We start from the raw sequence: 14511 nt of genomic DNA on the forward strand, positions 1-14511 counted from the left end.
TCTCCGGATGAACCTGTCCCCTCACCCCAACCCTCTCCCGAACGGGAGAGGGTGTGCGTCGCGCATCCGCGAGGTCGCGTCGGCGTGTGAGGTCAGGTCATGGCATGTCGAACCCGACGCAGCGTGCGAAGAGTTTGCGGGCGGCGCAGACCGGTGCGGAGGCACGGCTCTGGCGCGTCCTCCGCAATCGGCAGCTGAACGGGCGCAAGTTCCGGCGGCAATGGCCGATCGGTCGCTACGTCGTCGATTTCGCCTCATCGAGGCGAAGCGCGTCGTCGAGGTCGTGGGTGCGACGCATGGATCGCAGGCCGCGATCGCGTCCGATGCCGATCGGACCGAATGGCTCGGACGATGCGGGTTCGAGGTCGTCCGCATCGCCAACGCCGAGATCGACGAAAACCTCGACGGCGTCCGCGAGACGATCCTCGCCGCGATCGAGCGGCGCGATGTCCTGTGACGCGCCGCCTCAGAACCAACCCTTGATCCGGAACACCACGATCGGGATGATCGCGCTCGCGAGGATCAGGCTGAGCGCGTAGGGGTAGCCGTAGGCCCAATCCAGTTCGGGCATGTGCTTGAAGTTCATCCCGTACATCGACGCGATCAGCGTCGGCGGCACGCCGACCACCGAGACGACGGTGAGGACGCGGAAGACGTTGTTCTGCTCGATGTTGATCAGGCCCAAGGCCGCGTCGAGGAGGAACTGGACGTTCTCCGAGAGCCGGGTCTCGAACTCGTCGAGGGATTCGATGTCCCGGCGGATCGTCTCGAAGCGTGCATCGGTCTCCTCCTGGGCCAGCACCTGCTCGCAGGCTCCGGCGACGAAGGGCACGATGCGCTCGAGGCCGAGCAGGCTCGCCCGGATCTTGCCGAGCACCTTCCCGCGGCGGGCGATGCCCCGCAGGATGCGCTTCAGCGCCAGGTCGCGGCGGCGCGGCGGAGCCTTCTCGTCGGATTTCGACGGTCGGGCGCGCACGTCGAAGTCGAAGATCCGCGTCGAGAGGCCGTCGAGCTCGGCGCCCATGTCCTCGAGCGCATCGGCGAGGCTGTCGACCAGCTCCTCCATCAGCAGCAGGAAGACCTCGATCCCGGTCTTGGCGACCTCCCCCTCGTCGATCCGCTTGCGCACCTCGGTGAAGGCGCGCAGCTCGTGGAAGCGCACGGTGACGAGGTGGTCCGGCGTCAGGACGAAGCCGAGCGGCTTGAGCAGCGAGTCGGTGCTCTCGAAGGTCACCATCGGCGTCGAGAGGGACAGGCCGTTCTTCAGCCGGCGCAGGCGGCTGGAGCTCTCGACCTCGGACAGCGCCTTGCGCGAGGGCACGCGGATGCCGGTGGCCTCCTCCACCGCCCGGGCCTCCTCGGGGGTCGGATCGTTGAGGTCGATCCACACGGTCTGGGTCGGGACGGCGGCGCGGCCGCCGGTGTCGCTCGGCGCGAGCGCGCCCTCGGGGCCGTGCAGGCTGAGCATGAAAAGGAATTCCGTCGGCGCTTGCGATGAGGGGAGAAACCCGGCGCGCGACGGCTGCCGCGGGGTGCGACAGACTTGACTCGCCAAGGGGCCGCCGCTATCTCGCCCGCAGCCTTGGCACTCATCTTCCATGAGTGCTAACGGCCAGGGTTGGACGCGGGTCTCCGCGGCATCAACGCCGATTTGCGAATTCAAACAAGAGGGCAGCTCATGAAGTTCCGTCCGCTGCACGACCGGGTCGTCGTCCGCCGCATCGAAGGCGAAGAGAAGACCAAGGGCGGCATCATCATCCCCGACACCGCCAAGGAGAAGCCGCAGGAAGGCGAGATCGTCGCCGTCGGCTCGGGCGCCCGCGACGAGGCCGGCCGCATCAACGCGCTCGACGTCAAGGCCGGCGACCGCGTCCTGTTCGGCAAGTGGTCGGGCACCGAGGTCAAGATCGACGGTCAGGATCTCCTGATCATGAAGGAATCCGACATCATGGGCGTCGTCGCCTGAGGTCTTCGGACACCTGACGTAACCGCCCTTCGAGGCCCGCCCGGGTCTTGGGGCTTCTCCACCAACGAAAAGGAATCCTGCACATGGCAGCGAAAGACGTTCGTTTCTCCTCCGACGCGCGCGACAAGATGCTCCGCGGCGTCGACATCCTCGCGGATGCCGTCAAGGTGACGCTCGGCCCCAAGGGCCGCAACGTCGTGATCGAGAAGAGCTTCGGCGCGCCGCGCATCACCAAGGACGGCGTCACCGTCGCCAAGGAGATCGAGCTCTCCGACAAGTTCGAGAACATGGGCGCCCAGATGGTGCGCGAAGTGGCCTCGAAGACCAACGACATCGCCGGTGACGGCACCACCACCGCGACCGTGCTCGCCCAGGCGATCGTCCGCGAAGGCGCCAAGTACGTCGCCGCCGGCATGAACCCGATGGACCTGAAGCGCGGCATCGACCTCGCCACGGCCGCCGCGGTCAAGGACATCATCGCGCGCTCCAAGAAGGTCGCCTCGTCCGAGGAGGTCGCCCAGGTCGGCACGATCTCGTCGAACGGCGACAAGGAAATCGGCGAGATGATCGCCCACGCGATGCAGAAGGTCGGCAACGAGGGTGTCATCACCGTCGAGGAAGCCAAGACCGCCGAGACCGAGCTCGACGTCGTCGAGGGCATGCAGTTCGACCGCGGCTACCTGTCCCCGTACTTCATCACGAACGCGGAGAAGATGGTCGCCGAGCTCGAGGACCCCTACATCCTCATCCACGAGAAGAAGCTGTCGTCGCTCCAGGCGATGCTGCCGGTGCTCGAGGCCGTGGTGCAGACCGGCAAGCCGCTGGTCATCATCGCCGAGGACATCGAGGGCGAGGCGCTCGCCACCCTCGTGGTCAACAAGCTGCGCGGCGGCCTGAAGGTCGCGGCCGTGAAGGCGCCGGGCTTCGGCGATCGCCGCAAGGCGATGCTCGAGGACATCGCGATCCTCACGCAGGGCCAGATGATCGCCGAGGATCTCGGCATCAAGCTCGAGAACGTCACCCTGCCGATGCTCGGCCGCGCAAAGCGGATCCGCATCGAGAAGGAGACCACGACGATCATCGACGGTTCGGGCGAGAAGGCCGACATCGAGGCGCGCGTCGGGCAAATTAAGGCGCAGATCGAGGAGACCACCTCGGACTACGACCGTGAGAAGCTCCAGGAGCGCCTGGCCAAGCTCGCCGGCGGCGTCGCGGTCATCCGCGTCGGCGGCGCGACCGAGGTCGAGGTCAAGGAGAAGAAGGACCGCGTCGACGACGCGCTCAACGCCACCCGCGCTGCGGTGGAAGAGGGCATCGTCCCCGGCGGCGGCACCGCCCTGCTCCGCGCCAAGAAGGCGGTCGCCGCCCTCTCGAGCGACAACCCCGACGTCCAGGCCGGCATCAAGATCGTGCTGAAGGCGCTCGAGGCCCCGATCCGTCAGATCGCCCAGAACTCGGGCGTCGAGGGCTCCATCGTCGTCGGCAAGATCACCGACAACACCAGCTCCGAGTCCTACGGCTTCAACGCCCAGACGGAAGAGTACGTCGACATGATCCAGGCCGGCATCATCGACCCGGCCAAGGTCGTGCGCACCGCCCTGCAGGACGCGGCCTCGGTCGCCGGCCTGCTCGTCACCACCGAAGCCATGATCGCCGACTCTCCGAAGAAGGACAGCGGCGCCCCCATGGGCGGCGGCGGCGGCATGGGCGGCATGGGCGGCGGGATGGACTTCTAAGTCCGAGCCACCATTGCAACGTCGGAAGGGGGTCGCCGCGAGGCGGCCCCTTTTTTCGTTGCGCTTGGGCCCGGGTCGGCGCCGTCTTCCCGACGCTGTGAAACGATCGGCGAGCGGACGCTTGGACGACGGGGGGGCTCGGGCGGCTTCGGGGAAGCCTGCAGCAGATCTGTCTCGACCAGTGGCCGCGCGCGCGCGGCCTCCCGCGGACATCCTGAGCGGGAGGCTCTGACGCGACGCGCTTCAAGCCTTTCAACCGGGAAGTCGACGAGAGCCGCGGCGGCGATACTGCAAAAAGGACGACAGGAGCGATCGACGACGCGCCGTGTCAGCCCGCCCGCTTTCCGCAGCGGACGTAGGATGCGGTGCCCTTGCCGCTCGTCCAGGTCAGGCGGTCGCCGTCGACGACGAGGCGGACCTGGGAGGACCAGCGCCGGCCGCGCTCGGCGCAGTCCGCGGCCATGGTCCAGGCGTTCCCGATGCGTCGGCCGTCGTGGAAGCTGCAGATCGTCCGCCCGGCGCTGGCGCGCTCGGGCGTGATCGTCGCGGGGATGTAGCCGCGTCGGCGCGAGCGCTTGCCGCAGGCGGCCTCGGTCGGGCCCCAGGTTCCGACGTACTCGGCGCGCTCCACGCGCGGCGGCGGTGCGGGCACCGGAGCAGCGGCCGGTGCCGAGACCGCCGCGACGACCGGAGCCGGCGCTTCGACGACGCGCGGCACCTGTACCTCGGGCACCGGCGTCGCGGCCGCGACCGCGATGGTCTGCGGCAAGGGGGGGAAGCCGAAGGCGGGCACCTCCGGCGGGGCGGCGGCGGCCGGCCTGAACGGGAGATCTTCGCTGAGGAACGTCACGCTGTACCCGAACAGCGTGCCCCAGCCGGCGGCGAGCGCGACGAACAGCGCGACCCAGCGCTTCGAAACGGGACGGCCCGCTCCGCTGCTCTGTTCCGTCGGGTACGCCTCGAGCCCCGCCGCCATCGTCATCCCGCCCTCCCCTTCGTGGGCCGCACGCATCCGACGCCGAAATCTTCCGTGCGCCCGTCCGTCGCGACGCGGGAGCGATGGAGATGCCGAAGGTCCGCTGGGACGCCGCCTCGAAGATCCAGCGATTCGCAGACTGCGCACCGCGGGCGACGAAATCTTAACAAGTCTTGCGCGGCGCGAAATCCCTAAACGCGCGAATACGGCGCTGCGGCGGCGACGGATCGCAGGTGGGTCTTCGACGCGACACTTCCGGCGTTGCATCGGTGCAATGGCGGGTGCGCCAATTCACTGCCATGCTCGCGCGCCGCTCCCTTCAGGGCGAGCCAACGAGGCGCCCGATTCCCAGCGATGAGATGCTTCGCCACGGCTCTTGTGATCGCCTTCGCGTCGGGGCCGGCCTCGGCGCAGACGCGGCAGGCGACACCGCGCATCGCCTGCGCGGACGCGATGGAGATGGTCAAGCGCGGCGGCGACGTGACGATCGCGGTCGGCGGCGCGCAGCCCGAGCGCATCGTGCGCGACCGCAGCTTCTGCGACCTGTCCGAGATCGCCGAGCTTCGCCTCGTGCCCACCCGCGACAACCCGCAATGCCCGATCGGCTATCGCTGTCGCGAGCCGGGCTTCGAGGAATGGAACTGGTAGGCGGCCGGCTCACGCGCGGTTGAGCGTCGCGCCCGGGCCGGTGCCACGATCTCGCCACGACCCGCGGTCACTGCCGCCGGGAAGGGCTTCGCGAACGGAGCCGATCGCCAAGATTTCCGGGAGACGCGCGTGGCCGCACTTCGAAGCGGGCTCGGCCTGCAGGCCGTCCTCACGGCGCTCGCCGCCCTCGCGCTGCTGGCGGCACCCGGCGTCCCCGCCCCGCCGCTCTACGTCTCGCTCGCGGGCTTCGCCATGGCCGGCATCCTGCTCGCCTCGGCCAACCTCTCCGCCTACCTGAAGGTCTTCGTCTCGGTCTACGGGATCGGCTACCTCGTGCTCGCCGGCGGCAAGACGCTGGCCGCGATGGGAGCGCTGCCGCCGACGCTCGCCGCCCTGCTCCCGCCGGACTTCGCGGCCACGGGCGCCGTGGTGTTCGGCGGGTTGGTCCTGGCGATCTCCTACCTGAAGCCGATCCGCGCGATCACCCTGATCGCCGATCCGTACTTCGCCAGCCGCGAGGCGCCGACCCGGGAGATCGGCCCGTTCCGCTTCTTCGGCAACACCGAGGGCAAGGTCGGGCAGCGGCTGGTGGCGCTGTCGATCTTCATCACCTTCGCCCAGGTGGCGCTGCAGCTGCGCCTGAACTTCTGGTTCCGCGACCTGTTCAATGCGCTGCAGGAGTACAATGCCGACGCGTTCTGGTACCAGCTCGTCTGGATCTTCGCCCCGCTCGCCACGATCTGGGTCGTGGTCGGCATGTTCGACACCTTCGTCGATGCGTCGCTCCACCTGCGCTGGCGGACCTGGCTGACCCGGAGCTTCTACGAGCGGTGGCTCGACGGCGGCACGCATTACCGCATCCCCTTCACCGGCGAGCACGCGGACAACCCGGACCAGCGCATCCAGAGCGACGTCAACCTGTTCATCTCGCAGACGACGACGCTCTCGATCCGCCTGCTGTCGCAGGCGGCGACCCTGGTCTCGTTCATGGTCATCCTGTGGGGCCTGTCGCGCGATTTCGTCTTGCCGTTCACCGACACCGTGGTCCCGGGCTTCCTGGTCTGGCTCGTCGTCGGCTACGCGCTGGTCGGCACCTGGCTGACGCACCTGATCGGACGCCCGCTGATCGGGCTCGACTTCCGGCAGGAGAAGGTCGAGGCCGACTTCCGCTTCTCGCTCGCCCGCTCGCGGATCTACTCCGAGCAGATCGCGCTCCTGCGCGGCGAGCGCGCGGAGAACGTCAGGCTGAAGAGCCTGTTCGGCGAGATCATCGACAACTACCTCGGCATCATCTACCGGCGGATCAAGCTCGGCAGCTTCACGCTGTCCTACAGCCAGATCAGCGTGGTGTTTCCCTACATCCTGGCCGCGCCGAGCTACTTCCTCAAGAAGATCACCCTCGGACAGTTCCAGCAGACCGGCGACGCCTTCTCCAGCGTGCAGTCGTCGCTGTCGTTCTTCATCAACTCCTACGTCACGATCGCGGCCTACAAGGCCAACACCAACCGTCTCGCCTCGTTCAAGCGCGCGATGACGCTGGCCGAAGCCTATTCCGCCGCCTCTGACGGGCTCGGCCACGGCAACGCCACCGGGTCCGACGTGACCGCGACCGGGCTGACGCTCGCCCTGCCCGACGGGCGGACGATCGTCACCGCCGACAGCCTTGCGATGACGAAGGGCGCGTCGACGCTCGTCACCGGCCCCTCGGGCTCCGGCAAGTCGACCCTGTTCCGCGCGATCGCCGGGATCTGGCCGTTCGGCAAGGGCCGGATCGACGTGCCCGCCGGCCAATCGGCCCTGGTGCTGCCGCAGCGGCCCTACATTCCCCTCGGCACGCTGCGCGGTGCCGTGTGCTACCCGAACACCACCGACCAGTTTCCGGACGCGGCGATCCGCGAGGCGCTGGTCGCGGCGCAACTGCCGGCCCTGGTCGATCGCCTGGACGAGGTCGACGCCTGGGACCAGCGCCTGTCCGGCGGCGAGCAGCAGCGCCTGGCGATCGCTCGCGCGGTGCTGGCCAAGCCCGAATGGCTCTTCCTCGACGAATCCACCGCCGCCCTCGACGAGCCGAGCGAGGCCGGCATCTACCGGATGCTGCGCGAGACCCTGCCCAACACCACGATTGTCTCGATCGGCCATCGCTCGACCCTGCACGAGCACCATCAGCGCCGGGTCGAAATGCAGAGCACGGGGGACGGCCGGTTCAGCCCGCGCGAGTTTCGCGCCGTCGCGCCAGCGGAATAGTCCCGGCTGCAAAACGTAAGACACCGCCGTTAGACGGCTCATCGTCGTCGCTCGAAGTCGCCGTACAGCAATGCGGGAGGGTTCACCCGTCCGCATTGCCAGGTTGAAATAATAAAGGAACCCTCCGGCGGTCCTGACGTTTGATACCCGCCTCAAGAAACTGCGGAGAAACGCATGACCAAGATCACTACTTTCGCCGGTGCCGCCGCTCTCGTTCTGATGTCGTCGGCCGCGTTCGCCGCGCCGTGCTCGACCGGAACCACCGTCACCCCCGACAAGGACGCCAGCAAGGCCTCGACGGTCGATCCGAAGGCCACCGCCAACACCAGCCCCGGCGCCAAGGGCGAGTCGCCCGGCACCGTCGGCGCGATGAACAAGGCCGGTTCCGCCGCCGGAGCCACCTCGCCGGCGGACGTCAACGCCCAGGACAAGGGCAACCCGACCGCCGCGCAGGCTGCCAAGAACGATTGCTGATCGACGATAGCGGATCGGCATCGATCCGATCCGATCCGAGACGTTGCGCCCGCTCCGGGAAACCGGGGCGGGCGTTTTCGTGCGCCTAGCGCCGGAGGCCGGTCGCCGCCAGGGCGGCCTTGCGGATCGCGTCCACGTCCGGCGCGCCGGGCTTCACGACCCAGCTTCCGCCGACGCAGAGAACCGCGTCGAGCGCGAGCCAGTCCGGCGCCGTCGCCTCGGAGATGCCGCCGGTCGGGCAGAACCGGACCTGCCCGAACGGGGCGGCCAGCGCCTTCAGCGCCTTGATCCCGCCGGACGCTTCCGCCGGGAAGAACTTGAACCGGTCGAGCCCGTGGTCGAGCCCGCGCATGATGTCGGCGGCATTCGCCACCCCCGGCAGGTAGGGGATGCCGCGCTTCAACGCCGCCTCGGTGAGCGGCGGGGTGAGGCCGGGGCTGACGATGAACGTCGCACCGGCTTCGATCGCCGCGTCGAGGTCGCGCTCGTTGAGGACCGTTCCCGCCCCGACCACCGCGCCCTCCACCCGCGACATCGCGCGGATCACGTCGAGGGCGGCCGGCGTGCGGAGCGTGACCTCGAGCGCGGTCAGGCCGCCCTCGACCAGGGCTCGGGCGATCGGCTCGGCATGCTCGACGTCCTCGATCACGAGGACGGGGATCACGGGGACGGTGCGCATCAGCGCGTCGATGCCGGTCATGGTTGGATCTCCCGTTTCGTGATCAGAGGCCGGCGGCCGCGAGCATCGCCGAGGCGCCTTGCTCGGCCCCGTCGGCGCCGTGGCGCATGAAGGCGAACAGCTCCCGCCCTGTCCCGGTGGCCGCCGGCGGCGCCGCGGCCTCGTCGCGGGCGGCGAGTTCCGCGTCGTCGACGAGCACCTGCAGTAGCCCTTCCTCCGCGCTGAGCCGCACGATGTCGCCGTCGCGGATCTTCGCGATGAGGCCGCCGCCGAGCGCCTCCGGGCTGAGATGGATCGCCGCCGGCACCTTGCCCGACGCACCCGACATCCGGCCGTCCGTGACCAGGGCGACCTTGTGGCCGCGGTCCTGCAGCACGCCGAGCTGCGGCGTGAGCTTGTGCAGTTCCGGCATCCCGTTGGCGCGGGGGCCCTGGAAGCGAACCACAACAACGACGTCGCGCTCGAGCTCGCCCGCCTTGAACGCCTTCAGCACGTCGTCCTGGTCGTTGAAGACGCGGGCCGGCGCCTCGATCGTGCGACGGTGCTCGTCCACGGCGCTGGTCTTGAAGGTGGCGCGGCCGAGGTTTCCCTTCACCAGGCGCATCCCGCCATCGGCCTGGAACGGCGCGGCGGGCTTGCGCAGCATCGTGTCGTCGAGGCTCTCGGGCACAGCCTCCTCGAAGGTCAGCGCGTCGCCCGACAGCTTCGGGTCGCGGGCGTGGTCGCGCAGGCGCGAACCGGACACGGTGAGGATGTCGTCGTGCAGCAGGCCGGCGTCGATCAGGCTCGCCATCACGAAGCTCATCCCGCCGGCGGCGTGGAAGTGGTTCACGTCGCCGGAGCCGTTCGGATAGACCCGGGCGATCAGCGGCACCACACCGGACAGCCGGTCGAAATCCTCCCAGTCGAGAACGATGCCGGCGGCACGCGCCATCGCCGGCAGGTGGATCGCGTGATTGGTCGAGCCGCCGGTGGCGAGCAGCCCGACCACCGCGTTGACGATCGCCTTCTCGTCGATGCAGCGCCCGAGCGGCCGGTAGTCGTTGCCCGACGCGCCGATCTCCGACAGCCGGTGGATCGCGGCGCGAGTCACGGCCTGTCGCAGCTTGGTGCCCGGATTGATGAACGAGGCGCCGGGCATGTGCAGGCCCATCACGTCCATCATCATCTGATTGGAGTTCGCGGTGCCGTAGAACGTGCAGGTGCCGGCCCCGTGATAGGAGGCGGATTCCGATTCCAGCAGCTCCTCGCGCCCGACCTTGCCCTCGGCGTAGAGCTGGCGGATGCGCTGCTTCTCCTTGTTGGCGATCCCCGTCGGCATCGGCCCGGCCGGGATCAGGATCGTCGGCAGGTGGCCGAAGCGCAGCGCGCCGATGATCAGGCCCGGCACGATCTTGTCGCAGATGCCGAGCAGGGCGGTCCCGTCGAACATGCCGTGGCTGAGCGCGACCGCCGCCGACAGGGCGATGGCGTCGCGCGAGAACAGCGACAGCTCCATGCCGCGCTGGCCTTGGGTGACGCCGTCGCACATCGCCGGCGTGCCGCCCGCGACCTGCGCCGTCGCGCCGACCTCGCGGGCGAACAGCTTGATCTGCTCGGGGTAGCGTCCGTAGGGCTGATGCGCCGACAGCATGTCGTTGTAGGCGGTGACGATGCCGATGTTCATCGCGCGGCCGGAGCGGATCGCGGCCTTGTCCTCGCCGGAGGCCGCGAAGCCGTGGGCGAGGTTGCCGCAGGCCAGCGTCGGCCGGTGCACGCCCGAATCCCGCTCGCGCCGGATGAGGTCGAGATAGGCGGCCCGCGAGTCGCGCGAGCGCTCGACGATGCGGGCCGTCACCGCCGCGACCACCGGATGAATCTCTGTCATCGCATGCCCTCTCGACGGCTCGGAGCCGAAGCGCTCCGAGACCGTCCTGTCCGTGGTCGGGCTCGGGTGAGCCGACCGTGATGCGAACGTCTAGGCCCGCTGCCCGACCGTAAGATGGCGGCGACGGGCAAAACGGCAGGGGAAGCCGGAGCGTCGAGCCTCAGTACTGCCAGAAGATCCGCTGCAGTTCCTTGGTGTCGCTGGTCTTGGTCAGCGCGACCGCCGCGAGGATCTTCGCCTTCTGCGGGTTCAGGTCGTGCGCGACGACCCAGTCGTAGGTGTCGTCGGGCTGCTCGGCGTTGCGCAGCACGAACCCGTCGGGCACCCGGGACGAGCGGATGATCAGCGTGCCCTTGGCGCGGATGTCCTTCAGCGTGTCGACGAGATAGCCCGGCACCGAGCCGTTTCCGGTGCCGGCATTGACGATCGCCTTGGCGCCGGCTTCGACCGCGGCCTTGTAGGCGCCGGGGAACATGTTGCCCGAGCCGTAGACGATCGCCACCAGCGGCAGGCTGTCGATCGTGTCGATGTCGAACTCGGAGCTGGTGCCGTGGCGCTTGTCGAGGCTGCGGAAGAAGTAGGTCTTGCCCTCGACCACCATGCCGAGCGAGCCCCACTGGCTGAAGAACGCGCTCGGCACGATGTTGGTGCGCTTGGTGGCGTCGCGACCGGACTGGATCTGGTCGTTCATCGTCACCGTCACGCCCTTGCCGATCGCCTCCTTGCTGCCGGCGACCGCGACCGCGTCGAGCAGGTTGAGCGCGCCGTCGGCGGAGATGGCGGTGGACGGGCGCATCGAGCCGACGACGACGATCGGCTTGTCGGTCTTCACCACGAGGTTGAGGAACAGCGACGTCTCCTCCAGCGTGTCCGTGCCGTGGGTGACGACCACGCCGTCCACGTCGCTCTGCTTGACGAGCTGCGAGACGCGCTTGGCCAGCTGCACCAGCTGCGCGTCGGTGAAGCTCTCGGAGGCGATCTGGAAGACCTGCTCGCCGCGGACGTTGGCGATGGCCGACATCTGCGGCACCGCCGCGATCAGCTTCTCGACGCCGACCTTGGCCGCCTGGTAGGTCGCGCTGTTGGCGGCATCCGCGCCGGCGCCGGCGATGGTGCCGCCGGTGGCCAGGATCACCACGTTGGGCTTGCCGACCTTCGCCTCGACCGCCGCGTCGGGCATCTCGCGCGCGATCGCCGCCCCCGGCAGCGACAGGCTCGCCAGGAGAACGGCCGCGACCGCGGCACACCGGCTGGATCTGACAGACAGCATCGACAATCCTTCGTCATGACCGCCGCGGCGCGGCGTGCCGGCCGCATGGTAGGCCGGCCGTCCTACGAGGCAAGAACGAAGCCGCTCGCCGAAGCGTCGCCCTCGCCGAACCGTCATGCCGGATCGTTCCGCGAGCTTGAGCGTTTCCTCGAAACATTCGTCCGGGAGAGGCGCCCCCATGCTGACCTTCGCCAGCCTTCTGGAAGACGTGAAGGGCAACGCGCCCGCCCGTGCAGCGATGTCGCTTCTCGACGCGGCGCTCGCGCGTCGCACGTCGGACGAGCAGGGCGCCTTCTGGCGTGCGATCGACCTGTACTACGTGTCGCGCAAGGCGCCGGGCGCCGAGCCGCAAGCGACGGAGGCGGGTCCCTCTCCCACCACGCAGGCCCCGTGACGATCGGGCCTCGTCCGGCGAGACCCAGGGGTTGATCTCCGGCGGGGCTTGCGCGGCGGTCCCGCTCCGGCCGATCACGCGCACGGCGCGGCACTGCCGGGCCTTCGTGCCACCGCGATCCACAACAGTCAGGAACCCCATGTCCGAACCCGACGACGAGCCCCTCGACGCCGTCTCCCGCCTCTACGCGAAGATGCTGGCGATGGAGATCGTGATGGGCGTGCTGATCGGGCGCCTGTCGGAGGAGGACCCCGAGGTTCGAGAGGATGTGAAGCGCGACGTCGCGGTGCTCCTGGCCGACATGCCGATCGACGGGGCGAGCGAGGAGCTGATCGCCGCCGAGGTCCGCCGCGCTGCCGAGGCGCTGACGAGCGTGCGGATCGCCTAAGCGAGCGGATCGCCGTCGTCGTCAGGCGAACGGGTTTCTCACGATGGTCGGTTCCGTTTTCGATTCGGCGACCCTGCCCGGCAGGTCCGCCGCCTCGAGCGACGCGACGATCGCGTCGACCGTGGCCTTGAGCGCACGCGCCTGGGCCAAGCCCGCCGCGTCCCGCGTCAGGTCGAGGGAGCCGTGGAGCGCGATCGTCTCCGGGCCGTTCTCGAACGCGAGCGCCCCGATGGTCCTCACCGCGGCCCCATCGGCGAAGGGCTCGAAGGCGGCCTCGCCGCCCTTGGATTTCTTCATGGTTGATCCTCAGAAGATCGCGCGGAGCAGTTGCCGCAACGCACGGTGCAGCGCGCGCACGGCCTCATGGCCGAGCCAGTCCTGCCAAGTCTGCTCCCGTCCGCGGGGACGATGGTTGGCGATGTCGTCGCGGGAATAGGCGCGCGGCTCCGGTAGGGTCATCGCTGAGGCCTTCTGGCCCGGCGGCAGCGACGGGAAGGCGTCGATCCCGGCGATGGTGCGGAGCGCGGCGAGGGACACCGACTGGAAGGTCCCGCTGCCGTCGTTCGGCGCGAGCCAGGCACCGCCCTCCCCGGCCACCGGATCGTAGATCGCCTTGAACATCTGCGTCGGCACCAGCACCCGGCCGTTGATCGAGGCGAGCCCGTCGCCCGCGTAGACCGGCCCGGTCACGACGAAGAGCTGCCCGCGCCGGGTCGCGAGCCGGCGGGTGCTCTCCTCGATCGCGGCCCACAGGCTCCGGTTCAGCACGCGATCCTGCGGCACGATGTTGGCGAGGCTGAAGGATTGCGCCTGAGCCTCGCCGGTCGGCATGTCGCCGGCCGGCGCGAGATGGCCGCGGTCGAAGCCGCTGCGGACGTAGTCGTCGAGCCGCGCGCGGTCGTCCGGCGGGACGCGGTCCTCGTCGTGGAAGGCGTCGATCCGCTCCACCAGCCGCGCCGCCGCGACGCTCGCTCGCGTCAGGTGCTCCGCGGCGTAGAGCGGCGTTCGCGCCACGCCGGAATGCAGCACCGCGTAGGCATCGAAGCACAGGGCCAGCGTCCTGGGGGCGAGCTTCGGGTTGGTCAGCTCCGGCGCTCGGCCGTCGGCGAACAGCGCCGGGCAGGCGTCCGACGACCGCGCCGCGCCGCATCCGAGCAGGAGGACGACGGCGGCGAGGCGAGCCGGCTTCAGGAGCACGTGCGGACCCTTCGCGGGCCCGACGGCGTCGGGCGCTCGCGCCACGCGCACGGCCGCCCGAGCGTCCCCTCGAACGGGCGCACGTCGCGGTCGGGCCCACCCGGCACGGTCCGCGGCGGGCAATCCCCGAGATAGGCACACGCGAACGTGAAGTCCCCGTCGACCGGGCGGGGATCGGCCTCGGCTCCGGTGCTGAAGACGATGGTGAGAATGGTCAGGATTCCGGGCAGCACAATGCGGAGCGACGCGGGCCTCATGTGGCAGCGAAGGCACGAAACCGGGAAAAGGGAGGGATGAAACATTGATCGGATCCCACAAGGTCCGTAATTGGCACTATCATGACAGCGGCCGTACCAACGTTCCCGCGAGCGGGCGACGGCGAATTCGGTCGAGGCGTGGTCGGAACGACCCCGTCGTCACACGAGAGGCGGACCGCGTGCCGGTCGCCTCGGATCGACGCGGCCTGCCACGGATGCCTTTCGGGCCGGACGTCATAAGCGAGCGAGTGGTTCATTGACATCTCAAGAAAACGCCCCCTCGATTTTGGACGGTTTGTCCGAGACGTCCGCGTTGCGGTTGCTTCCGGAGAGCGATCTCCGGGCGGTGGCGGACGCGGTTCGCTCGGAGATGATCGAGGCCGTGTCGGTGACGGGCGGTCATCTCGGGTCGGGG

15 protein-coding genes and 1 pseudogene are annotated in these 14511 nt (G+C 69.3%); 9 read left to right on the top strand and 7 right to left on the bottom strand.

Translation table 11 applies throughout. From position 1 onward, the window contains the following. The first annotated feature begins 104 nt into the window (after window positions 1-104). Window positions 105-457, top strand: a pseudogene (locus MKK70_RS14670) (endonuclease domain-containing protein). 9 nt (window positions 458-466) lie between these two features. On the opposite strand, the gene MKK70_RS14675 reads toward MKK70_RS14670, so the two are convergent. Next, the gene (locus MKK70_RS14675) at window positions 467-1468 is read right to left on the bottom strand and encodes a magnesium transporter CorA family protein (protein ID WP_147841290.1); all 1002 of its coding nucleotides are present in this window, start codon (window positions 1466-1468) and stop codon (window positions 467-469) included. A gap of 210 nt (window positions 1469-1678) precedes the next feature. Between MKK70_RS14675 and groES the strand changes: the two genes are divergently transcribed. Together groES and groL are read left to right on the top strand one after the other, a co-directional pair. Beyond that, entirely contained in the window at window positions 1679-1966 is a 288-nt protein-coding gene (gene groES / locus MKK70_RS14680) for a co-chaperone GroES (RefSeq protein WP_243948611.1), read from the top strand. Window positions 1967-2049: 83 nt separating this feature from the next. Next, a complete protein-coding gene (gene groL / locus MKK70_RS14685) occupies window positions 2050-3702 on the top strand; it encodes a chaperonin GroEL (protein WP_147725401.1) in 1653 nt (550 codons plus the stop codon). A 328-nt stretch (window positions 3703-4030) separates the two neighbouring features. Here the strand turns inward: groL and MKK70_RS14690 are convergent, their stop codons facing one another. Next, window positions 4031-4684 carry a peptidase inhibitor family I36 protein gene (locus MKK70_RS14690; protein ID WP_243948612.1) on the bottom strand — a complete coding sequence of 218 codons (654 nt, stop codon included), beginning with the start codon at window positions 4682-4684 and terminating at the stop codon, window positions 4031-4033. Window positions 4685-5032: 348 nt separating this feature from the next. Between MKK70_RS14690 and MKK70_RS14695 the strand changes: the two genes are divergently transcribed. From MKK70_RS14695 to MKK70_RS14705, 3 genes are all read left to right on the top strand, one after another. Then, on the top strand, window positions 5033-5326 hold the full coding sequence (locus MKK70_RS14695) for a hypothetical protein (protein ID WP_243948614.1): 294 nt from the start codon (window positions 5033-5035) through the stop codon (window positions 5324-5326). A gap of 129 nt (window positions 5327-5455) precedes the next feature. Further along, the gene (locus MKK70_RS14700; protein WP_243948615.1) at window positions 5456-7570 is read left to right on the top strand and encodes an ABC transporter ATP-binding protein/permease; all 2115 of its coding nucleotides are present in this window, start codon (window positions 5456-5458) and stop codon (window positions 7568-7570) included. Window positions 7571-7744: 174 nt separating this feature from the next. After that, a complete protein-coding gene (locus tag MKK70_RS14705) occupies window positions 7745-8044 on the top strand; it encodes a hypothetical protein (RefSeq protein ID WP_147725398.1) in 300 nt (99 codons plus the stop codon). Window positions 8045-8129: 85 nt separating this feature from the next. Here MKK70_RS14705 and eda read toward each other — a convergent pair whose 3' ends face one another. The 3 genes from eda to MKK70_RS14720 all read right to left on the bottom strand — a co-directional run bounded on the left by eda (window position 8130) and on the right by MKK70_RS14720 (window position 11860). Continuing rightward, window positions 8130-8744, bottom strand: coding sequence for a bifunctional 4-hydroxy-2-oxoglutarate aldolase/2-dehydro-3-deoxy-phosphogluconate aldolase (eda, locus tag MKK70_RS14710; protein ID WP_243948618.1), 615 nt, complete (start codon window positions 8742-8744; stop codon window positions 8130-8132). A 22-nt stretch (window positions 8745-8766) separates the two neighbouring features. Further along, the gene (gene edd / locus MKK70_RS14715; RefSeq protein ID WP_243948620.1) at window positions 8767-10590 is read right to left on the bottom strand and encodes a phosphogluconate dehydratase; all 1824 of its coding nucleotides are present in this window, start codon (window positions 10588-10590) and stop codon (window positions 8767-8769) included. 160 nt (window positions 10591-10750) lie between these two features. Next, complete coding sequence (locus MKK70_RS14720) at window positions 10751-11860, bottom strand: asparaginase (protein ID WP_243948621.1); 1110 nt, start codon at window positions 11858-11860, stop codon at window positions 10751-10753. A gap of 178 nt (window positions 11861-12038) precedes the next feature. Between MKK70_RS14720 and MKK70_RS14725 the strand changes: the two genes are divergently transcribed. Together MKK70_RS14725 and MKK70_RS14730 are read left to right on the top strand one after the other, a co-directional pair. Then, window positions 12039-12254 carry a hypothetical protein gene (locus MKK70_RS14725; RefSeq protein WP_147725394.1) on the top strand — a complete coding sequence of 72 codons (216 nt, stop codon included), beginning with the start codon at window positions 12039-12041 and terminating at the stop codon, window positions 12252-12254. 139 nt (window positions 12255-12393) lie between these two features. Further along, entirely contained in the window at window positions 12394-12642 is a 249-nt protein-coding gene (locus MKK70_RS14730) for a hypothetical protein (RefSeq protein WP_147725393.1), read from the top strand. 21 nt (window positions 12643-12663) lie between these two features. Here the strand turns inward: MKK70_RS14730 and MKK70_RS14735 are convergent, their stop codons facing one another. Beyond that, entirely contained in the window at window positions 12664-12939 is a 276-nt protein-coding gene (locus MKK70_RS14735) for a hypothetical protein (protein WP_243948623.1), read from the bottom strand. Between the two features lie 9 nt (window positions 12940-12948). Next, the gene (locus MKK70_RS14740; RefSeq protein ID WP_405042548.1) at window positions 12949-13839 is read right to left on the bottom strand and encodes a DNA/RNA non-specific endonuclease; all 891 of its coding nucleotides are present in this window, start codon (window positions 13837-13839) and stop codon (window positions 12949-12951) included. Between the two features lie 513 nt (window positions 13840-14352). On the opposite strand from MKK70_RS14740, the gene MKK70_RS14745 reads away from it, so the two are divergent. Then, window positions 14353-14511: 1-deoxy-D-xylulose-5-phosphate synthase N-terminal domain-containing protein (locus MKK70_RS14745; RefSeq protein WP_243948635.1), on the top strand; the 159-nt coding region annotated here is incomplete at its 3' end.

It is taken from the genome of Methylobacterium sp. E-041, assembly GCF_022829665.1.
GTDB lineage: Bacteria > Pseudomonadota > Alphaproteobacteria > Rhizobiales > Beijerinckiaceae > Methylobacterium.